A 21,030-nucleotide genomic window follows, 5' to 3' on the forward strand; every position below is an offset into this window, starting at 1 on the left:
CTATCCCCCTCCTCCCTGATAGTGCCTCGTTCCCATCCGCCACGCCGCGAACGCCAAAAACCACACCCATGCCGCCGCGATCGGGGTCAGCCAGGCCGACCACGCCGGCAACAGCGGCGGCCCTGGGAGACCGAGCAACGCGATCGTCGGCACGTAGGCGGTGAACGCGACCGGAATCGCGAACCCGAACAACAGCTTCAACGGCGCGGGGAACACCGACGCCGGCTGCATCGCGGCGAAGGATCCGCCGTAGGTGAAGCTGTTGGTGAGCTCGGCACCGTCGATAAGAAAGAACTGTAGTCCCGCCGCGCATACGAAAAGGCCACAGAACAGCGCGATTCCACTCAGCAGGGTGATCACGATCAAGGTAACCGGGGCGATGCCCCAGTCGATATCGTTGCGCCACAGCCCGATGGCGAGCACGATCACCGCGACGGCCGCGCGTGCGAGCCTGCGTAACGAGATGTCACTGGTGATCAACTGCAGCAGCAGCGGTTGCGGGCGCAGGTGGTAGGCGTCGAGGGTGCCCATGCGGATCATCGTCGGCAGCGAGTCCAGATGCCCGACCAGCACCTGGGCCAGCGCGAACGAGGTGTTGGACAGGCCGAAGAGCAGCAGAGCCGCGTCGGTGTCGAGACCGCCGAGCACGCCGACGTTGTGGAAGATCACCCACACCTCGGCGAACTCGACCAGGCCGATCAGGAAGGCGGAGAACACCTCGCTGGCGAAGGAGAGCCGGTACACCTGCTGTGCTTTCACACGCGAACGCAATACTGCGAGATAGGGGGTGAACCAGGTCCCGGACACGATGCGCGCGGAATCCGGTTCAGCCACCCTGTACCTCCAACCTGCGTTGTCCCGCCCGCAGCAACACCCTGCCGAGCAGTCCGATCACCAGGACCCAGAAGCACTGCACCGCAACGGTGGTCAACGCCTGTGTCCCGGCGGCCCGCCCCGACAGCGTATCGATCGGCGCCTGCAGAATGGACGGAAACGGCGTCGTCATCGCGACGACGCGCAACCAGTCGGGAAACATGTGGACCGGGACGAAGAGCCCGGCGAGGAAGGTGCCGACGATCTGGTAGAGCACCCGGATCCCGCGGATCTCCACCACCCAGAACCCGATCAGCGCCACCGCGAACAGGCACAGGAACGACAGCGCCACCGCGAGCAACACACTGGCCAGCCCGAGCAGATAGGCGACCGGCGTCGCAGGCATCGACAGCCCGAAGGTGGCTGCGCCGATGATGATGCTCGGGACGCCGCGCGGCAGGAAAGTGCAGGCGGCGCGGCCCATGTCGGTGGCGAGGTAGCTCAGCTGGATGTCGACCGGGCGCAGGAAGTCGATGGCGACGTCGCCGGATTTGATCCGGTCGACCAGGTCCAGCGGTGGCCCCATGAACTGGGTCGCGCCGAGCAGCGCCTGCGACAGCCACACATAGGCGCCGATGGTTCCCTCGGTGTAGCCGCCGAAATCACCGGCCGCGCGGACCGCGGCGACCAGGACGGCGGCACGCACGAAACCGAAGACGCAGTTGGTGAACAGCCCGGCGAACATCGCCAGCTTGTACTGCGCCTGCCGTTTGAATCCTGCGCGCGCGAACGTCCAATAGACGCCGACCGTGCTCGGCCTGCGCCGACGGAACACCGCGAGGGCGACTCGTCCGTTCCCCTCGACATCGCCCCGCACAATCAGTCAACTCTAGGCCGTTTCCGGCGAATACGGACGAAAACGGCACCATCGCGACCGGTCAGCGCATCGGGACGCCCACATCGGCGCCGCCCTCCGGGGTGATGCGCTGGTTCACCTTCACCAGCGCGGGCGCCGGGACGAAACCGCCGGCGAACAGCGCCTCGCCCTGCCGGAACCAGGGGGAGCGGTCGAGCAGCGCCGAGGGCGCGTACCCGAAGTAGGTGCCGAGCTCGGCGAGGTCGACCGGCGAGGTCATCTTCATCAGGGCCAGGTTGTCGCACTGGGAGATGATGCCGGGGTGCACCTTCGACGGCCGCTGAGTCGACAACAGCAGCCACAGCCCGAATTTGCGCCCCTCCGCGGCGATCTGGATCAGCCGTTCGCGCACCGCGACCGCGATCGGCGACTCCAGCCGCGGTGAGGCCAGGTTGTGCGCCTCGTCGATGACCAGCAGGACCGGTCGTCGTTCCTCGCGCCGCGCCCACAGCTCGTCGAGCAGGGCCAGCGCCACGACCAACTGCTGTGCGGCCGTGGAGAATCCGCCGAGGTCGAGCACCGTCGCGTCGGGACGCCGCGCGATCACGTCGGTGACCGCGCGGTCGCCGCGCGCCCAGACCTCCCAGTCGAGCAGGCCGAGGTTCTCGATCCGCAGGGCGAGGCGGCGCTGCGCCGCCGACTCGGCCACGCGCAGGTTCGGCAGCGCCTGGTCGAGTTCGGCGGCGGCGAGCTCGTCGGCCAGGTGGATCAGCTCGTTGAACTCCTCGCGGTCCGCGATCGGATCGACGCGAAGGACGGCGGCTTTCGACGCCAGCGGCAGGTCGGTGAAGCGGGCGCGCAAGGGGTTCTCGCCGTGCGGGCGCAGGACCTGGATGTCGCGCCGGGCCAGCGCCGCGGCCGTCGGTCCGCTCGCGGCGGGATCGAGCTCGCCGAGCCGGACGAAATCGGAGTTCGGGTCGAGGATCACCACCGGCAGCGCGGTGTGCGCGATCAGCTGCTCGAGCACCACGCCGAGCGCGTAGGTCTTGCCCGAACCGCTCTGGCCGCACCAGAAGGTGTGCCGGTTGAAGCGCCGGGGCAGCAGCCGGGCCGGTCCGCCCGGCGGGGTGAGGTTCACGCCGACGTCGAGTACCGCGCCGGTGGTGTCGTGCAGGGTCTGTACGGTGGCCGCGTCGACGAGTTCGACGGCGCCCTCGGCGAAGGGATAGCCGGCGCGGGTATCGATACCGTCCTCGGTCACCTCGCCGATCAGTCTGCCGCGCAACCGGACCGGGGTGGTCTCGGACCGATCCTCGACGAGGACCAACTGCCGTCGGCTGTCGGCGACGATCACCGCCAGCGACCCCGCGACGAGCGCGCTGCCGCTGGCATCGGCGACCACGAACGAGCGGCCGTCATCGGACCGCGCACTGGGCTGGCTACTGGTCGGCACCCAGTGATCTTCTCACCCGACCCGCGTGACGCGGGTCAACAGCAACGAGTCAGCTACGAGATGTCGCTCAGTGCTCCGGGAAGCCGGTCGCGAACAGGATCGCGATGATCACGGAGCTGACCACGGAAATGGCGAGAATTGTCCACATGAGGGGGAAGGTTACCCGGCCCGCACCGACCCTCCGGCGGCGCACTGCCCGAATCGGACACGAGGCCGTCGTGACCTGTCGTCGTCGCAGGTCACGGCGGGCTCCCCGCCGCCGCCGCTGCCCGGACGAGGGTACGAAGAGGTTCGGCCCCGGCTCAGTTCCCGCGACCGCGTCGGCTTCCGGTGTAGGCGGCTTCGCGGAGGCGGTTGACCAGCCGGGGGACCAGGTCCACGCCGGTGGGCCGGTTGAGGATCGGGTCGAAGAAATCGGTGCGGTGCTCGCCCGGCTCGGCTCGGCGCAGGTCCAGTTCGCCGATGGTGGATGCCGGGCGGCCGAGCCCGTCGGCGGTGAGGGTGAATCGCAGCAGGCCGTCGCCGAGATGGTCGTCCAGCGCCCGCAGCGAGGCGACCTCGGGGAGGTCGTGGCGATCGAGGGGGTCGGCGAACACCCAGACCGGCGAGCCGTCGCCGAAGCGGTACGGCATGAGCGAGCCGAAGCGGGCGCCGTCCCAGCCGCGGGCCGGGGTGATGACGAACCGGCCCAGGGCGCCGCGCCCGGTGGTGGCCAGCGCGAAATCCCATGGGTGATCGTCGTGATCGAGCACGCGGAAGGCCAGACCGAGCACGTCGGGGACGCCACCCGGGGCGCCGAATCCCTTCGACAGCCGCGCGATGACGGCGCGCTCGCCCGCGCCGAACCACTGCTCGAACTCGCCCGCGGCGTGGAAGCGCCCGGCCAGCCGGATGCCCGTGGGGTGGAACACCCTGGCCTGCCGGACCCGCGCTCCGGTCTCGAACGCGGTGCGCACCAGAGTGTTCGGGAGGTCGGTGAGGGTCTGCTTGTCGATCACGGGCGCCGCCCCGCCGTGGTCGTGGTCCGGCGGCCGAGGAGCACGCCGAGCGCGATCATGCCGAGGCCGAGCCCGAGGTGCAGCCAGTTGTCGGCGTCGTCGAGGGGCACGAAGTTGGCGTCGCTGTGTGGGTCGACCAGCAGCCCGTACAGCCACAGGACCAGATAGACCACGCCGCCGCCGAGCAGGAAGGCCCTGGCCGCCGCCGCGCTCGCGGCCGCGACCAGTCCGAACACGCCGAACAGCAGGTGCACGATGTTGTGCAGCGCCGACACCGTGAAGACGCCGAACAGTTTCGCGTGCGACTCGTGGCCCGCCCATTCGAGGCTGTCGTACTCGGTGGTGACGCCCGGGATGAAGCCGAGGACTCCCACCAGCAGGAACACCGCGCCGACCGCGAGCGCGGCGAGCTGGATCGGCGAACGCGCGGTCGGCGTTCCGCCTACACGTGTGGACACAGCGGGTCTCCTTTCGCGTGGCGAGCCGGCCGTGTGGGCCCGGCGGGCCGCTTGCGTGGACGACGTGCGCTTGCCCGCTGATGAGCTGGGTAAACGCCGGATCCGGGACCCGGGTTCACCGCCACCCCACCACGTCCGCGGCCGCCGCCATGGCAGCGACCGCCGCCGGTTCGGGTTCGGCCACCGACGACGCCCCGCCGTGACACACGAATTCCGCGGCGGCGTGCACCGCGTGCCGTACCGCGGGCTCGGCCGACTCGCCCTCGGCGAGCACCACGGTGACCGCCGCGGCGAACCGGTCACCGGCGCCGCAGTTGTCGGCGCCGGCGCCCGCCCGGCGCTCCGGCGGCACCCGCACGCGCAGCGCGGCGGGAAACCTCTCGCCGCACAGGTAGGCACCCTCGGCGCCGAGGGTCACCGCGACAGCGTGTGCCGACCACCTCCGGGCCAGGGTGGCGGCGTCGCGGATCGTCGAGGCGGAGCCGAGCAGCCGCATCGTCTCGCCGCGGTTCGGGGTGACGATCGCGGTGTCGGGAATGGGCAGCGATCCCAGCGGGTGTGGATCCCAGACAACGGGGATCCGGTGGGCCAAGGTGCGCAGCAGGGACCGGATCTGGGGATGGGCGGTCATACCGTGGCCGTAGTCGGACACGAGGACGCCGGAGGCCCTGGCCAGCGCCGTATCCACCTCGGCGGGCATCGGTCCCGGCGCCACCTTCCCGTCGCCCGAATCGCACCGGGCGAGCACCCTCCGCTCGCCGCCCACACCGCCGGCGCACGAGCCGTCGGCACACACCCGCTGTTTGCAGATCGTCGTCCCGTGCAGCGGCACGCCGATGACCTGGACATAGGGCTCGAGCAGAGCGCGGAGCTGATGACCGGCGTGATCGTCGGCGAAGCCGCCGATCAGCACCACCTCGTCGGCGTCGCCCGCGGCGAGGCGGGCGGCCAGGCCGGCGCCGCCGGGCCGGTACCTGGTGGCGGTGACGTCGACGATCGGGGCGTCGTCCTGGCCGTAGCGCTCGCAGTGACCGTCCACGTCGATGTCGAGGAACACATCGCCGAGCACGACAATCGGTCCTGGATGCGAAGTCACGGTGCCTCCCATGCTGTGGTGCGTTGTCATCGCGGGCCGTCCTCGACGGCCTCGGCCAGCAGGTCGTTCCAGTGCTCGACGAACTGCGCGATACCGAAATTGGCCTGCGCCCAGTGCCGCGCGGCCTTGCCCGCGAGCCGGGCGAGGTCCGGTTCGCGCACGTACCGTGCGACTGCTCGCGCCAGCACCGCCGCGTCGGCGGACACCACCCCGGCCTCGGGCGGAACCGCCGCGGCCGCTTCGGTGGTGCCGACGGCGACGATCGGCATCCCGAGATGCATGGCCTCGAGCACGGACGGCCCGAGCGAGGTCCAGCGCGGCGTGTGCGCGAACACGCGGCGGCGGGCCATCTCGGCGTGCACCCGGTCCTGGCGGAGGTCGCCGTGCCCGAACACCCGCTCCCGCGGACGGCCGACGGCGGTGTGGACCTGTTCGGTGTCGACGCCGAACACGTCGACCGGCGCCGCGTCCGAGAGATCGGCCAGCAGATCGGTGCCGGTCACCCGCCAGCGGCGCAGCGGTTCGTCGACGATCGTCGCCACCCGTTCGAGTTCGCCGGTGTAGCGGTCGCCGGGGTCGAGGACGCCGTGCGGAACGACCCGGACCCGGGTGTCGCCGTTGTCCCACATCAGCCGGTTGAACTCGGTGACGTGGACCAGCGTGAGGTCGTCGCGATCGGCCATCGGATGCCGGGTGGTGGCGGCATGCCCGGTGGGCGGGCTGTGCTCGACATACATCAGCGGTACATCCACCCCCGGGGTGCGGCGCAGCCAGCGCCGCGCGAGCTCGAGTTCCCGTGGTCGCTGGACGACCACGACGTCGACGTGTTCGTCTGCCAGTGCCTCGGGGGTGATGTCCTCGGCGCGGTCCGGCCACGGTCGCCCGCATCGTCCCAGCGCCCAGGTGCCCCAGCGCGGGTCGTGGGGGATCAGCGAGCGGTGTGGGCCCTGGACGAACGATGTCATCCAGGATCCGTGCACGTGCCAGACCAGAACCGTCGTGGTCATGGCCACGACGGTGCCGTCGAGTGCTCGTGACCACCCACGCGGATCGGGCGGTCGTGGCCTTCGGCGCCCGGCGGGCTCTGGCGTTCGGAAACCGTGGCGATCAGCAACGCGGAACTCCGTTCGTCGAGGTGAGCGGCCACCGGTAGGTGAATGGCCGCCGGCACGTGAACCGGTTCTCGCTGGCGCAATGCCCGGCGGCCACCGGGCCAAACAGCGGCGTGGCGGTTCCGCCGCCCACGCGATCTTGCGTGTACGTATACATCTACGTATAGTCAGTCCTGCCGTCGCACCGGCGACGACGACCTCGCGTTCGATCGGAAGAACCATGACCACGCTGCCGCTGACCCGCCCGGGAGTGCTCCCCGGCGCCGACCTGTCGACGCTGTGGGCCGCCACGGGTTTCGCCTACCGGGGCCGGCTCGTTCGCGTGGTGCGCTACCTCAACGGCGGTCACGTCGTTGCCCAGCTGATCCGCTTCGCGCTGGTCGGGGGACTCAGCAACGTCGCCTATGTCCTGCTGTTCCTGGCGCTGAACGGAACCGGCGCGCTGGTGGCCAATCTCGCCGGATCGGTCGTCAGCACGGCGGTCGCGAACGAACTGCACCGCAGGCTCACCTTCCGCGCGGCGGGCCGGGTCGGCTGGTTCACCGCGCAGTGGGAGGGCGGCGGGCTGGCGCTGCTCGGACTGCTCGCCACGACGGCGGCGCTGGCCTGCCTGGACTTCTGGACGCCCGGACTCGCCGACGCCGCGCAGGCGGGCGCCGTGCTCGCTGTCATGGCCGCGGTCGGCGGGCTGCGCTTTCTCGCCCTGCGCGGCTTCGTCTTCTGACCTTCGCCGGGTCGAACCGGTCGTTCGGTCGCAAATGGACCCGGCGGATCGGGGCGTGGTAGGAGACTAGTCATGTCCTGGTCATCTCCCCGTCGCCGACACTCGGGTTCGCCACTGCCCGAGCCGATCTCGACGAGCCGGAGTCGACGGCGATGACCGGCGGGCACGCCGGGGCGGTGCGCACCCGGGCCGAGAGTCGTTCCACCCCTTCGGCATACCGCGACGACCTGGACGGCCTGCGCGGACTGGCGATCGCGCTCGTGGTCGTCTTCCACGTGTGGTTCGGCCGGGTCTCCGGTGGCGTCGACGTGTTCCTGGTGCTGTCGGGCTTCTTCTTCACGGGCTTGGTGCTGCGGCGAGCCGAGCGCGCGGGTTCGCCGTGGGTGTGGACGGTGGTGCGGCGGACCGCGCGGCGGTTGGTGCCCGCGATGGCGGTGGTGCTCGCCGCGGTCGTCGCGGCCACGATCGCGTGGCAGCCCTATACGCAGTGGTCGTCCACGGCTGCACAGGTTCTCGCGTCGATGCTGTATTTCCAGAACTGGCAGCTGGCGTGGACGTGGTCGGACTATCTCGCCGCCGACCCGTCGGTCAGCCCACTGCAGCACCTGTGGTCGATGTCGGTGCAGGGCCAGTTCTATGTGGCCGTCCTGCTGGCCGTGGCGGTGCTCGCCTGGTTGTGCGGCCGGATCGATCGCACCCGGCTCGTGCTCGGTGCGGTCGTCGTCGCGGCCGGGCTCGCCTCGTTCGGCTACGCGGCGTCGGGCACCGCAACACACCAGGGCTGGAACTACTACGACACGTTCGCCCGCGCCTGGGAGCTGCTCGCCGGCGCCGGACTCGCCGTCCTCGCGCCCCATGTCGTCCCCGCGCGCTGGGTCCGTGGCGTGCTGGCCGCGGCCGGGCTCGCGGGCGTGGTGCTCTGCGGCTGGCTGATCGTCGACGGCGCCAATCACTTTCCCGGACCGGCCGCGCTGCTGCCCGTCGCCGCCACCGCGGCGGTGATCCTGTCTGCCGCCCACCTGCCGCCCGCCGACCGGCCGTGGCCCAACCGGATGCTGGCGCATCCGGTCATGCGGTGGCTCGGCGACCACGCCTATCCCCTCTACCTGTGGCACTGGCCGATCCTGATCTTCTTCCTCGCCGAAAGCGGCAGCGCGCACGCGGATCTCGCCGAGGGCAGCGCGGTGATCGCAATCTCGCTCGTGCTGGCCTGGCTCACCCACCGCTTGGTCGAACGCCCGCTGCGACGCGGGGTGGCGACTCGTCCGGTCTGGGTCGTGGTGGGGCTGCTGCTCGCCGCCACGACCGCGATCACCGTCGGCTGGCAGGGTGCCCTGCGCGTGAGCCCGGCCGCGGCGGCCGAAACGCAGAATCCGCAGCGGTATCCCGGCGCCGAGGCCCTGGCCTCGGGAGTGCCCACCTCGGTGGAACCGTTGCGGCCCACCCTGTTCGAGGCGGCCGCCGACGTCCCACCGCCCACCCGGGACGGCTGCATCGCGGACTGGGACACCCGCGAAGTCGTCACCTGCGCTTACGGCGACCCCGCCGCCGAACGCACCCTCGCACTCGTCGGCAGCTCCCACGCCGAGCACTGGCTCCCGGCCCTGCAGGTCCTCGCCGAGGAGCACGCGTTCCGTGTCCAGGTGTATCTGAAGATGGGTTGTCCGCTCACGATGGCCGTCGACGCGCTGTACATGGGCGAGCCGAACCCGGACTGCCGGGACTGGTCGGCCGAGGTGATCGACCGCCTCGGCGCCGAACGTCCCGACTGGGTGTTCACCACCGGCACCCGGCCCCGCGACGAGGGCGGCGACGAGACCCCCGACGACTACCTCGCCGTGTGGTCGGCGCTGTCGGACCGCGGCCTCAACGTGGTCGCGGTCCGGGATACACCCTGGCTACGCCGCGGCACCGTCCGCTACAAGGCCACCGACTGCCTGGCGGCCGGCGGCGACCGCGTCACCTGCGGCATGCGCCGCGAAGACGCCCTCTCCCCGGTCAACCCCGCCCTCGCCCCGAGCTCGGCCTTCCCCAGCGTCTTCCCCATCGACCTGTCCGACGCGGTCTGCGAACCCACCCTCTGCTCGGTAGCCGAGGGCAACATCCTCATCTACCACGACGAACACCACCTCACCGCCAGCTACTCCCGCTCCCTCGCAGGCCCACTGGGGCGAGCCCTCCAGCCGATCCTCGGCTGGTGGTAGCGGCAGCACACAACCGGCGGGAGAAACCGAACATGGCGCTGGACTACATGATCGCGATCGCGACAGACCGAAGCGCGGCCGAAATCGCCACCTCGGTCGACGCGCTCGCTGTCCCGAGAATGATTTCTGCCGGCGTGGGTGCGGAGAGCCTCCTCGACGGCGTCGCGGCTCGGCGTGGACTCTATCTTCGCGTCAGCGCCACCCGGTCTCCTGCGTGGGGTGACCCGGTGGAAGACGGATTCGGGATCCGGCCGACAGTGTCGATCTTCTTCCGGCTGAACAAGACCGAAGCCCTGCACGACCAGGTCACCGACGTGGTATTCGTCGCGACCGAGCTGTTCGCCGCCATGCCTTGCGACATGATCGTCTATTTCCTGGAATCCGGCGACGTCTGGGCAATTCGCCGCTCCGGCAGACTCGAAATACATTCCGCGTCCTCGATGTGGACACCGGAGCGCAGGTCGATGATCCGCCAACCGTACAACGAGATGTCGTACCGCCTGTAACGGTGTCTCGCTCGGGTGGGTGGTTCGAGCGACGAGGACGGCGGAGTTCTTGCTGATCGCTCGCGCCGTGCTTACCTTGTCTGGCATGGCGTTGATCGATATCGAGAATCTGCCCGCGACGACGTCCGGGGTCTTGCGACGGCGTGCTCAGGCGGCGGGGGTTCCGGTGCGGCAGTACGTGCGTCGAGAGCTGGTCACGTTGGCAGCCCGGCAGGCACCCATCGACGCGGTGGTGCGGTTCCTCGCCGAAGAGCGACCCGAGCGGGCCGCGGCCGAGGTCGATACGGGAGCTCTGGCCATGATCAACGTCTACGACCTGCCTGCTGAGGTCTGGAGTGTGTTCGATGCCCGCGCCGCGGCCGCGGGGATGCCGCTGAGCGACTACGTGCGCGAAGAACTGATCACCTCGGCCCGTCGCGGCACTGTCGACGACGCGGTCCTGGAGATTCGCGAGGCCCTGGGTGACGGCGATCTGCCTCTCGACATGGAAGCCGTCGTCGCGTCGGTCCGATACGCCCGCGGTTTGTAGCGGCAGACACTGCTTCGCCGATCGACGGGAAGGCCTGTCAGCCATCCTGTGGTCCCGCCACCGTGGATCGGCCCACTCCGTTCGGCTTGCCGGCTCGTACTAGCCGCGCGGTGAAGTCGGTGGTGTCGCTGTGGAGGCGGTGATCTGGAATTGCCTGGGCGTCAACCCCTTCCAGCGTTTGAAGGCGTGGATGAAGCTCGCGGATTCGGCGTAGCCGAGGCGGATGGCCACGTCGTGAACCGAGAGCGCGCCGGTGCTGAGCATCTGTTCGGCGAGTGTCTCGCGGACCTCGTCGCGCAGGATTTGATAGCTGGTGCCCGCTTCGCCGAGTCGTCGGCGCATGGTCCGGGTGCTGAGGTGGAGTGCGCGGGCGACCTCGTCTGGCCCTGTCGCGTCCAGGTCGACGTGGGTGAGCAGGTCTCTTACCCGGGCCGCGACGCCGTGGCGGTGTCGGCGTGCGGCGACGAGTTGCCTGCACTGCTCTTCGCATTGGGCGAGCGTGCGTGGATCGGCTCGGGGGAGCGGCTGGGTGAGCAGGCTCGGGTCGAACGCGACGATGTTCTCGGGCCGGTCGAAGATCGGTAGCTGGTGGAACACGTCCTCGAACGACGTAGGCGAGGCCGGTGGCGGGCGGCGGATCTCGACTCGCGCCGGGGAGAACTCGCCGGGGAAGAGGTCTTCGATCACGGTGAGGATGGCCGCCGCGTCGCGTTCGAGAAGGAATTGTCGTGCCGGTGCGGGAAGGGCGCTGTCGTCGAGTCGCACGATCACCTCGGCCTCGGACACCTCGACGCGGGGAACGCAGAAGGCGAAGGTCAGGTCGAAGTAGCGGAGAAAGAAGGACAGGGCGTCGCCCAGGGTAGGGCTGGCCAGGCAGGCGAATCCGAAGATGCCGAATGTGGTCGTGCGGTATCTACGGCCGAGGTCGAGTCCGGGATGGTCTTCCCCGGTGAGCGCGGTGGCCAGATTGGTGGCGACGGCGAGTTCCTGTGCCGCCGAAACCTGCACGTGCGGGTCGGCGAGGTGGGCCGCGGTGAGTCCTGAGCCGTCGAGTGTCTGCTCGAGGGAGAGTCCGCGGTCGCGGCCGAACTGGGACATCAGGGCGACGCTGGCAGCCGACCGGGGGAACAGGTGATTGGAAACCGCTGCGGCCGGGATGGATCCCGTCATGACCAGCGAGTTTACAAACCCGCCGAAGGTTTGGCCAAAATTGTCAATTCTCTGGCCGCGTGGATCTACGTCGCGCGATGGTCCGTGGTTAGCGTCGAGGACCATGCGAGACGGGACAACAAGCGTGGCGGACACGGTATCGGTGGCCATCGTCGGTGCGGGGTTCGCCGGACTGGCGATGGCCAATGAGCTGCTGCGGGCGGGGATCAGCGACTTCGTGATCCTGGAGAAGGCGGATCGGGCGGGCGGGGTGTGGCGCGAGAACACCTATCCAGGCGCCGCCTGCGATGTGCCCTCGCCGTATTACTCGTTTTCCTACGCTCCGAAGCCGGACTGGACAAGGCGCTATGCCGGTCAGGCGCAGATCGAGAGCTACCTGACCGATATCGCGTCCAGACCCGATCTGCGGAACCGGATTCGGTACGGCGTGGACGTGACAGCCGCCCGGTTCGAGGAGTCCGAGGGGCTGTGGGTCCTGTCCACCGCCGACGGCGGTTCGGTACGAGCTCGGGTGTTCGTGCCGGCGACGGGGCAGCTGTCTCGTCCGGCATGGCCCGATATCGCGGGACGCGAGCGCTTCGAGGGCACGTCCTTTCATTCGGCGCAGTGGCGTCATGAAGTGGACCTGCGGGGACGGCGGGTAGCGGTGATCGGCGCGGGCGCTAGCGTCATCCAGTTCGTGCCGCGGATTCGACCGCAGGTGGCGCAGTTGACTCTGTTCCAGCGTTCGGCGCCCTACATCCTGCCCAAACCCGACGGTGAGTACCGATCGATCCATCACTCCGCTTTCCGGCGGCTGCCGCTGCTGCAAAAGCTCGAACGCGGCCTGTGGTGGACTCTGGGCGAGGTGTGGACGCTGGGTATCACCGGTAACCGGCGGATCAGCGCCGCGGTCGAAGCCGCGGCGAGGTGGCAACTGCGACGGCAGGTGGCCTCGGCGGCCCTGCGGGAAAAGCTGACCCCCGATTACCCGATCGGTTGTAAGCGAGTGCTGTTCGCCAACGACTACTACCCGGCTCTCGCCGAGCCCAACGTCGAGGTCGTCACCGAACGCATCGCCGAGATCACCGCCGGTGGAATCCGCACCGCCGACGGCGTCGAGCACGTGGTCGACGTGATCATCTACGGCACCGGATTCGCCACCCAGGAGTTCCTCGGACCGATGGCGGTGCGTGGGCGCGTGGGCCGCGAACTCGGTGCCGCGTGGGCCGAGGGTGCCCGCGCTCATCTGGGCATGACAGTGCCGGGGTTTCCGAACATGTTCGTCATGTACGGCCCCAACACCAACCTCGGCACCGGTTCGATCATCTACGTGCTCGAATGCCAAGCCCGCTACATCCGCCGAGCGGTCGAGGTGTTGGCGCGAAACCCGGGTGGGGTTCTGGAGATCCGCGCGGAGGTCGAACAGCGTTACGACGAGGAGATCCAGCGACGCCTCGGCGGCTCGGCGTGGTCGGGTTGTGTGAGTTGGTACAAATCCGCCTCCGGTCGGATCTCCAGCAACTGGCCGGGTCTGGTCTCGGAGTATTCCCGGCGGACGGCGCTGTTCTCCCTCGCCGACTTCCACGCGAGCGCGTTCTCGCGAGAATCCGGTATCACCGAGGCGACATCTTCTTGACTGGCATTCAAGAAGTGCCTACCGTGGTCGCGACGCCGTTCTTGAGTGACGTTCAAGAACGCTGGATTCGCTGAGCGGAAGGACCAAAGATGGCTGACGAGTCGATCGATCGAGGTGAGGCCACCGCGGCGATTCAGCGGCGCGATGTGGAGTTCCTCTCCGACGGCGTGCCGTGCGCGGCGTGGTTGTACACCACGCCCGGCGCGTCCGGGCCTCGACCGATGGTGATCATGGGGCACGGGCTGGGGGCGGTGCGGGAGATGCGCCTGGCGGCGTTCGCCGAGCGGTTCGCCGCCAACGGCTGGTCGGTGCTCGTCTTCGACTACCGCCACCTCGGGGCCAGTGGCGGACAGCCGCGTCAGCTCCTCGACATCGATCGCCAGCTCGCGGACTGGCGTGCCGCTGTGGACTTCGCGCGCACCCTGCCCGAGGTCGATGTCGACCGGATCGCGTTGTGGGGCACCTCATTCGGTGGCGGACACGTCCTGCAGGTCGGCAGCGGCAACCCGCGGGTGGCAGCCATCGTCGCGCAATGTCCCTTCACCGACGGACCGGCCTCGCTGATCGCACGACTGCGGACCGGGCCGCTGAGCGCTGTCGCGCTGATGGGTGTGGGCATCCTCGACACCGCATTCTCCTGGCTCGGGATCAGGCCCGTCCTCATGCCGATGGCCGGAACCTCGTGGATGCCCGCGTTCGTGGCCTCTCCCGACGCCATCGCGGGCGCGTCGGCGCTGTTGCCGCCCGGCACCCGGTTGTCCCGGCGTTCCAGCGCGCTCCTGGGCAGGTTGCCCTCGGTGCGGGCGCGGCTGTCGAAGAACATCGAACTGACGGTCGCCGACGAACGCGAGCCCGTCACGACGGTGGGCCGCGACTCGATGTGGGGCGTGCTCCGAGGCCCGGACAACGACTTCGACGCCGCCAACGCACTGGCCGCCCGCTTGGTGTTGCGGCTACCGCTGTACCGCCCCGGCCGGGCCATGGCCCACTCCAGCGTGCCGACCCTGCTGTGCGTCTGTGACAACGACGCCGCCGCCCCCGCCGAAACCACCAAGCTCCGCGCGCGGGGCCTGGCACATGTCCGGGTGCAGACCTACCCCTGCGACCACTTCGACATCTACCTCGGCACCCACTTCGAGGACGCCGTCCGCGACCAGATCGACTTCCTCACCGAGCGATTCGCCGACGCCACCTGAATCCGCACGACGCGAAGCCGGTAGCCGTCCGCTGAGCACGTCAGCGGGCGGCTACCGCGATTCCGCGGGCGCTCTGGACGAGCGTTTCCATCACCGCGCGCTTGCGCGCGTCGTCGACCGGATGCATCAGAAGTCCCTCGACCACGAACACCCCGATCGAGGTCATCGCGTCCAACTCGGTGGCGGGGACCCCGATCATGGCGAGATCCGCCCGGAACAAACCCTCGGCCAACGCGTGGAACTGCTCGTGCCAGTCCCGAACAGCCTCCGATTCCTTCGCACGAGCGTGCACGGTGGTCACCAACCGGCTCACCTGTTCCAACTCGGCGACGACCCAGACCAGTCGATCGACGATGTCGGTGTCGAGGACCTCGGCGTACCGGGCCATCGCGTCGGCCAGGACATCCTCCAGCACCGCTGTCAACACCGCGTCCTTGTCACGGAAATACCAGTACAGCGTGTTCGACACCACCCCGGCGTCCTTGGCGATTCTGCTCACGGGGACCGCGTCGTATCCCAGTTCGGTGAACAACCGCCGCGCGGCGGCGACGATCTCGGCGCGCTTCTCCTCCCGATCCCGGGGGCGTCTGTTTCTCGGCATCACCAGTCCTGACTCGTCGCGCCGATCAGCGGCCGCCGCCCCGAATCATCGGAGCGCTCCGGGTCGACAACGGCCCTGACCGAGTATTTCTACTGGTCAGGGCCGTGTTGCGCCCCCGGCAGGAATCGAACCTGCGACCTAGGGATTAGAAGGCCCTTGCTCTATCCAACTGAGCTACGGAGGCAGTCCGCATCCACCTTGGCCGAACTCGGCCCCGGTGTCCAGCGCGAAAAGTATAGCGACCGACCAGGTCGGGAGGCGGGTTGGGAGCGATGCCCCATCGGGGCGGCTCCGAGCAGGCCGAACTACCCTCGTTGGCATGTCGTTATCGCAAGACCCCTCCGCTGGAACCGCCGAGGACGGCGCAACACCGGCGGAACCGGGTCGGGCGGCGCCGGCAGGGAACGCCGCGTCCTTCGGGGTGCTCAGTGTTGTCGCGGGTGCGATGGCCGCCTTCGTGGCGGCGATCGTGGTCGGGTTGTCGGCGGCGCAAGCTCTGAGTCTGCTGGGTATACCCGATCCGGGGCCGATCACCACCTATGGACTGCCCGCGTTGCGGGCGGTGGCCGATCTGGCCGCCGCGGTGACGGTCGGCTCGCTGCTGTTCGCCGCGTTCCTCCTGCCGCCGCGCGACAGCGGCCTGCTCGAGGCAGGCGGGTACCGCGCGGTGCGCAGGGCCGGGCACGCGGCGCTGGTGTGGGCGGTGAGCGCGGCGCTGCTGGTGCCGCTGACGGTCTCGGACACGACGGGTCAGCCGGTCGGCGACATCTGGCGGCCCGAGGTGCTGTGGCCGGTCATCACGCAGGTCGAGGTGGCGGGCGCTTGGCGAACGACCACCGTGTTCGCGCTGATCCTGGTGGTCCTGTGCCGATTGGCACTGCGCTGGAGCTGGACGCCGCTGCTGCTGGCGGGCTCGCTGATCACCATGATGCCGCTGGCGCTGACAGGCCACTCGTCCTCCGGCGGGTCGCACGACGTGGCGACCAATTCGCTGATCCTGCACATGGTTTCGGCCGCGGTCTGGGTCGGTGGCCTCATCGCGGTGCTGGCCCACGCGCTGCGCGGCGGTCCCGGCGTCGACATCGCCGCCCGACGGTTCTCGCTCGCGGCGACCATCTCGTTCGTGGTGATCGGGCTCAGTGGCGTGGTCAACGCCTGGGTCCGGGTGCCCGCCTCCGACCTGTTCAGCACCACCTACGGCAAGCTGGTGCTGGCCAAGGCGGCGGCGCTGCTCGTGCTCGGCGTGCTCGGCTATCTGCAGCGCAGGGCGGCCCTGCCCGCGCTGGCGGCGGACCCGCGCGACCGCTCCGCGCTGATCCGGTTCGCCGGGGTCGAGATGCTGATCTTCGCGGCCACGATCGGCCTTGCCGTCGGTCTCGGCCGCACCCCGCCGCCCCCGCCCGTCTCGATCCCGACGCCGGTCGAGGTGGAACTCGGGTACACCCTCGCCGGGCCGCCGTCGGTCGGCAGACTGCTGTTCGACTGGCGGTTCGACCTGATCTTCGGCACCCTCGCGATCGTCCTTGCCGCGCTGTACCTGCTCGGCGTGTGGCGACTGCGCAAGCGCGGCGACGCGTGGCCGGTCGGCCGGACCATCGCCTGGTGCAGCGGCTGTCTCGTCCTGCTGCTCGCCACGTCGTCGGGGGTCGGTCGGTACGCGCCCGCCATGTTCAGCGTGCACATGGGCGCGCACATGGCGCTGTCGATGCTGGCGCCGATCCTGCTCGCCCTCGGCGGCGCGGTGACGCTGGCGCTGCGCGCGCTGCCGCCCGCGGGACGCGAGGGGGTGCCGGGTCCGCGCGAGTGGATCCTGGCCGCGGTGCACAACCCGGTCTCGCGGTTCCTGACCCAGCCGGTGGTGGCCTCGGTGATCTTCGTCGCCGGGTTCTACGCGCTGTACCTGGGCGGGATCTTCGACGCCGTGGTCGATTCGCACGCCGCCCATCTGATGATGAACGCGCACTTCCTGATCAGCGGCTACCTGTTCTACTGGGTCGTGATCGGCATCGATCCGAAACCGCGCGAAGTCGCGCCGCTGACCAAACTCGCGATGGTCTTCGGCACCCTGCCTTTCCACGCCTTCTTCGGCATCGCCCTGATGAGCATGAACACCGTGCTCGGCGGCTGGTTCTACCGGACCCTCGACCTGGGCTGGAACATCGACCTGCTGGCCGACCAGCGCAACGGCGGCAGCTTCGCCTGGGCCAGCGGCGAGGTGCCGCTGGTCGTGGTGATGCTCGCCTTGCTGATCCAGTGGTCGCGCAGTGACCAGCGCCTGGCCAAGCGCACCGACCGCGCCGCCGATCGCGACAACGACGCCGAGCTCACCGCCTACAACGCGATGTACGCCGAGCTCGCGCGGCGTGACGGCGAGGTGCGCCGGTGAGCCGATGCGGTGAGCCGGAGCCCGAATCCTCACCCGACGGCAGACCACATCGCGTGCTGCGGACCGAGGTGCGGGCGGCGCGGCGCAGACTGACCGGCCGGGTCCGCAAGACCCCGGTCTTCCACACCAGCGTGGACGGGCCCGACGGACCGGTGCCGGTGACGCTGAAACTCGAGTTCCTGCAGCACGGCGGCACCTTCAAGGTGCGCGGGGCGCTCAACGCGCTGCTCGCCGCGGGCGACGGCGCCGAGCATGTCGTGGTGGCCTCGGCGGGCAACGCGGGCATCGCGGTCGCCCTGGCGGCGGCCCAGCTGGACAAGACCTGCACCGTGGTGGTGCCGGAATCGGCGCCGCACACCAAGGTCGCGGCGATGTGGGCCCACGGCGCCGAGGTCCTGTGGCACGGGACGACCTACGCGCAGGCCCAGGCGCGGGCGGTGACCTTGGCGGACGAACGCGGTGCCGCGCACCTGCACGCCTACGACATGCCTGACGTCGTGGCCGGCGCCGGGGTGATCGGGCTGGAACTGGAAGAACAGGTGCGTGGCAGGCCGCCGGTGCTGGCGGCCGTCGGCGGCGGTGGCCTGATCGCCGGGCTCGGCGCCGCGCTCGGCAGGCGCAGGCAGATCGTCGGCATCGAATCCGAACACCTGCCCGCGCTGTCGGCCGCGCTCGCGGCGGGCAAGCCGGTCGACGTGCGCGAGAGCTCGGGTGTCAGCGAGCCGCAGTGCGAGACCAGGGTCGGTGACATCGCGCTCGACATCGCCCGCAGACATCGGATGCCGGTGCTCGCGGTCGCCGACGACGCCGTGGCCGCCGCCCGCGAATACCTGTGGCGGGAATTCCGCGTCGTCGTCGAGCTCGAGGGCGCGGCCGCGCTGGCCGCCGTGCAGAGCGGCGTCTACCGCCCGGACCAGGGCGTCCGGCCCATCGTCGTCCTGTGCGGGGCGAACACCGAACTCCCCGTTGTCTGACACGGGAGATATCCACAACCCACTGAGTTGTCCCCAGTTGTGTTCGCGGCCGCCCGTTCGTCCCGTGACCCGGCCATCCTTGGATGGTCAGCACAACGACGAGCGAGCGGGGGCGGGTTCGATGTACGAGGCAAACGCGACGGTGATCGGCACAGTGGTCACCCATCCGGTCCGGCGCGATCTCGCCAACGGCGAGCAGGTGCTCACCTTCCGGATGGCGAGCAATTCCCGCCGGTTCGACGCGAACGCGGGCGAATGGATCGACAACGGCACACGGTTTCCACCACTGCCCACTCGCAAGTGCGTAACCCGCTGGGAGTGAGCGAGGAGAGGCAGCGAAGGGGTACCCCGGTACCGCGAAGTACGGGAACACCCTTAGCGCTCGACATCCGCCGGTCGGTCGGTCGTGTCGTTGCTTCGGTTGCACGCGGCCACGGGGATTACTCGGGCCGCCGGGACTGGGTTACTGCACAGAGCCCGGCGCACGCCACAGAGCCCCGGACCGGGGATGCCGACGTACGACCATGCCCCAACCACGGGGCAGCACTCCGAGTCCGCCTTTACGCGCGGCTCTGTGTCATCGGAAAGGTTGCACCGGCCCCTCTGACGGGCGACGGCACCGCTAGTGAAGCGGCCCAACCGTGGGGTTTACGACGGTCGCAGCGCAGCAAGCGGGGAAGATGGCCGAACGGCCGAATGCGGTAGGCTGCGTGCCTACGGCGTCGGTCTGCTAGTCCCAGATCCTCGCCCAGGGCCTCGGCGGTGTTGGTAGCACCTCCGGGGCCTGACTTGTACCCGGGACCGTACCACGGCCCGCCGCAGCGCCGGTAGCGGCTGAGGTCAGGCGTTGAGCCTATTCCGGGGACCTCATCGAGCCGAGCTGATTCCGGGTCGTCCTGTCGACCCTGCGACCCCGAGCGCGAGAGTATGATTCGGTCGAAACTTGGCTGGGCAACCGACAGATCTGGGGTGGCGAGCATGGTGTACTTCAAGTGGTTCGGAACTGTCTTCCTCGCCATCGTGTCTTTAGTTGTCGGCCTCGTGCCATTCATTGACAGTTGGCCCCGCTGGATCTTCGTCGCGATCGGCGTGTCGGCGGTAGTGGCCGCGTTCTTCATGTTCCCCTGGGGCGGGAAGGCCGACCAGGCCGATAGGAATATTCGTCAGACGCTGACGACAGGCAATAACTCACGTTCGATCCAATCTGCCCGTGATGTGCACTTGGAGGGCGGAATGGGGGACCGTCAGTGAGGAACTGGTTTCGTCAAGGCCAGAGTGCCGGGGACAATTCGCGCCAGATACAAGCTGCCCGTGATGTATACATAAGCGAAGGTGTGAGGCCCGACGAGGTTGTCCGAATCTGCACCGACTTGATGCGGACGGAATTCGAGAAATTCTCAACAGCCGCGCGCGTTGTAGTTGAGGAACGGGCACAGGAATTTCTATACAACTACATGTCCAGGCAAGCGCAGGTTGCGCCCGAATCTGCAATCTCCATGGAGCAGCCGCGAATGCAGCGCGCGCTACAGTCTGCGCAGATTGAATACGCCACCAGCGGGGAAGCTGATCTAGGAAGTGTTCTAGTTGACCTCGTGGTAGATCTCTCTCAACAAGATGGCCAGTCCGTGTATGCAACCAGCATTACCGAAGCTATTTCGATAGCCCCCAAGTTGACGACGGCTCAAATGAATGCCCTGGCAATTGTGACTACACTCAGGCTCCGAACCTGGGGCTGGTCAACCCTTCAGGATATGTACGACGGCCTTAGGCGCCTAGTTGTTCCGTTTATCGGCGAGTTGCCAGATGGCGGGTTGGACTATCGTCACATGCAAGGCGTTGGAGTGTCCTGGATGGGCGCGGGTACGCGTGCCAGCCTCCCTGGACTGCTGTTGGATATGTACCCTGGAATGTTCACTCTCGGCACCCTCCCCGGCGAGGTTCCATCGGTGGTCCAGTCTATCGAAGGTGCAGTTGTCGATGCCTTGCGTGACCCCGATCGAAAACAGCTCAGCGTAATAGCTACCGCGAATCTTTCGCGAGTGTTTGAGCAAAACAACTTTTCGACTGAGGTCGAGGATGTCCTTAAGCAGTTTCAGCGATCCAACCTCTTCGATGCAGCAAGAGCTGAGCTGGACATTACTAGCCGTATCCCTGAAATCAAGAAATTGATTTCAGTTTGGGACGATACCAATCTCAAGGATGTTGAAGTATCCAGCGCGGGTCTGGTAATCGCAGATGCACACCTGCGATCAAAAGTCGAGGACGTTCCAGCCCTCGGTTTCTAAAACCGAACGACTCTAAAACCCGTACAACTAGGGGCACCCGCATTACGACGC

General features: G+C 68.7%; 20 protein-coding genes and 1 tRNA gene. 11 read left to right on the plus strand and 10 right to left on the minus strand.

The features are described from left to right. From DFR69_RS21540 to DFR69_RS21570, 7 genes are all read right to left on the minus strand, one after another. A complete protein-coding gene (locus DFR69_RS21540) occupies positions 1 to 834 on the minus strand; it encodes an ABC transporter permease (RefSeq protein ID WP_110039427.1) in 834 nt (277 codons plus the stop codon). Continuing rightward, the gene (locus DFR69_RS21545; RefSeq protein WP_244198385.1) at positions 827 to 1,690 is read right to left on the minus strand and encodes an ABC transporter permease; all 864 of its coding nucleotides are present in this window, start codon (positions 1,688 to 1,690) and stop codon (positions 827 to 829) included. The genes DFR69_RS21540 and DFR69_RS21545 overlap by 8 nt, the downstream gene beginning before the upstream one ends. Before the next feature lie 61 nt (positions 1,691 to 1,751). Beyond that, positions 1,752 to 3,122, minus strand: a complete 1,371-nt coding sequence (locus DFR69_RS21550; RefSeq protein ID WP_308633257.1) for an ATP-binding protein — start codon at positions 3,120 to 3,122, stop codon at positions 1,752 to 1,754. Between the two features lie 302 nt (positions 3,123 to 3,424). Further along, the gene (locus DFR69_RS21555) at positions 3,425 to 4,120 is read right to left on the minus strand and encodes a phosphodiesterase (RefSeq protein ID WP_244198386.1); all 696 of its coding nucleotides are present in this window, start codon (positions 4,118 to 4,120) and stop codon (positions 3,425 to 3,427) included. Further along, complete coding sequence (locus DFR69_RS21560) at positions 4,117 to 4,578, minus strand: DUF4383 domain-containing protein (protein WP_110039428.1); 462 nt, start codon at positions 4,576 to 4,578, stop codon at positions 4,117 to 4,119. The genes DFR69_RS21555 and DFR69_RS21560 overlap by 4 nt, the downstream gene beginning before the upstream one ends. 115 nt (positions 4,579 to 4,693) lie before the next feature. Then, positions 4,694 to 5,674 (minus strand): PfkB family carbohydrate kinase, encoded by a 981-nt coding sequence (locus DFR69_RS21565; RefSeq protein ID WP_167456364.1) that lies wholly within the window; start codon positions 5,672 to 5,674, stop codon positions 4,694 to 4,696. A 26-nt stretch (positions 5,675 to 5,700) separates the two neighbouring features. After that, positions 5,701 to 6,681 (minus strand): glycosyltransferase, encoded by a 981-nt coding sequence (locus DFR69_RS21570; protein ID WP_110039430.1) that lies wholly within the window; start codon positions 6,679 to 6,681, stop codon positions 5,701 to 5,703. 325 nt (positions 6,682 to 7,006) lie between these two features. Here DFR69_RS21570 and DFR69_RS21575 point away from each other — a divergent pair, with 325 nt between their 5' ends. The 4 genes from DFR69_RS21575 (at position 7,007) to DFR69_RS21590 (ending at position 10,749) form a co-directional block, all read left to right on the plus strand. Next, positions 7,007 to 7,510: a GtrA family protein gene (locus tag DFR69_RS21575; RefSeq protein ID WP_110039431.1), complete on the plus strand. Its 504-nt coding sequence runs from the start codon at positions 7,007 to 7,009 to the stop codon at positions 7,508 to 7,510. 152 nt (positions 7,511 to 7,662) lie between these two features. Next, the gene (locus DFR69_RS21580) at positions 7,663 to 9,714 is read left to right on the plus strand and encodes an acyltransferase family protein (RefSeq protein WP_110039432.1); all 2,052 of its coding nucleotides are present in this window, start codon (positions 7,663 to 7,665) and stop codon (positions 9,712 to 9,714) included. A gap of 32 nt (positions 9,715 to 9,746) precedes the next feature. After that, positions 9,747 to 10,220: a SitI3 family protein gene (locus tag DFR69_RS21585; protein ID WP_110039433.1), complete on the plus strand. Its 474-nt coding sequence runs from the start codon at positions 9,747 to 9,749 to the stop codon at positions 10,218 to 10,220. Positions 10,221 to 10,269: 49 nt separating this feature from the next. Next, the gene (locus DFR69_RS21590) at positions 10,270 to 10,749 is read left to right on the plus strand and encodes a hypothetical protein (protein ID WP_244198387.1); all 480 of its coding nucleotides are present in this window, start codon (positions 10,270 to 10,272) and stop codon (positions 10,747 to 10,749) included. A 99-nt stretch (positions 10,750 to 10,848) separates the two neighbouring features. On the opposite strand, the gene DFR69_RS21595 is transcribed toward DFR69_RS21590, so the two are convergent. Further along, entirely contained in the window at positions 10,849 to 11,919 is a 1,071-nt protein-coding gene (locus DFR69_RS21595) for an AraC family transcriptional regulator (RefSeq protein WP_110039435.1), read from the minus strand. 124 nt (positions 11,920 to 12,043) lie between these two features. Here DFR69_RS21595 and DFR69_RS21600 point away from each other — a divergent pair, with 124 nt between their 5' ends. After that, a complete protein-coding gene (locus DFR69_RS21600; protein ID WP_279629851.1) occupies positions 12,044 to 13,537 on the plus strand; it encodes a flavin-containing monooxygenase in 1,494 nt (497 codons plus the stop codon). Positions 13,538 to 13,626: 89 nt separating this feature from the next. Next, positions 13,627 to 14,733, plus strand: coding sequence for an alpha/beta hydrolase (locus DFR69_RS21605; RefSeq protein ID WP_110039437.1), 1,107 nt, complete (start codon positions 13,627 to 13,629; stop codon positions 14,731 to 14,733). A 40-nt stretch (positions 14,734 to 14,773) separates the two neighbouring features. Here DFR69_RS21605 and DFR69_RS21610 read toward each other — a convergent pair whose 3' ends face one another. Next, a complete protein-coding gene (locus DFR69_RS21610) occupies positions 14,774 to 15,334 on the minus strand; it encodes a TetR/AcrR family transcriptional regulator (protein ID WP_110039438.1) in 561 nt (186 codons plus the stop codon). A 110-nt stretch (positions 15,335 to 15,444) separates the two neighbouring features. Then, positions 15,445 to 15,518: transfer RNA gene (locus DFR69_RS21615), tRNA-Arg, on the minus strand. Positions 15,519 to 15,653: 135 nt separating this feature from the next. On the opposite strand from DFR69_RS21615, the gene DFR69_RS21620 reads away from it, so the two are divergent. The 5 genes from DFR69_RS21620 (at position 15,654) to DFR69_RS34150 (ending at position 20,979) form a co-directional block, all read left to right on the plus strand. Further along, the gene (locus tag DFR69_RS21620; protein WP_110039439.1) at positions 15,654 to 17,720 is read left to right on the plus strand and encodes a bifunctional copper resistance protein CopD/cytochrome c oxidase assembly protein; all 2,067 of its coding nucleotides are present in this window, start codon (positions 15,654 to 15,656) and stop codon (positions 17,718 to 17,720) included. Then, complete coding sequence (locus DFR69_RS21625; RefSeq protein WP_244198388.1) at positions 17,717 to 18,694, plus strand: serine/threonine dehydratase; 978 nt, start codon at positions 17,717 to 17,719, stop codon at positions 18,692 to 18,694. Before DFR69_RS21620 ends, DFR69_RS21625 begins: the two co-directional genes overlap by 4 nt. Before the next feature lie 121 nt (positions 18,695 to 18,815). Continuing rightward, entirely contained in the window at positions 18,816 to 19,016 is a 201-nt protein-coding gene (locus DFR69_RS21630; RefSeq protein ID WP_186817363.1) for a single stranded DNA-binding domain-containing protein, read from the plus strand. A gap of 656 nt (positions 19,017 to 19,672) precedes the next feature. Further along, the gene (locus DFR69_RS21635) at positions 19,673 to 19,945 is read left to right on the plus strand and encodes a hypothetical protein (protein ID WP_146229390.1); all 273 of its coding nucleotides are present in this window, start codon (positions 19,673 to 19,675) and stop codon (positions 19,943 to 19,945) included. Between the two features lie 83 nt (positions 19,946 to 20,028). Further along, positions 20,029 to 20,979: an LPO_1073/Vpar_1526 family protein gene (locus DFR69_RS34150; protein ID WP_341867803.1), complete on the plus strand. Its 951-nt coding sequence runs from the start codon at positions 20,029 to 20,031 to the stop codon at positions 20,977 to 20,979. The last annotated feature ends 51 nt before the right edge of the window (positions 20,980 to 21,030 follow it).

The sequence above is a fragment of the Nocardia neocaledoniensis genome (genome assembly GCF_003182135.1).
Classification (GTDB): Bacteria; Actinomycetota; Actinomycetes; order Mycobacteriales; family Mycobacteriaceae; genus Nocardia; species Nocardia neocaledoniensis.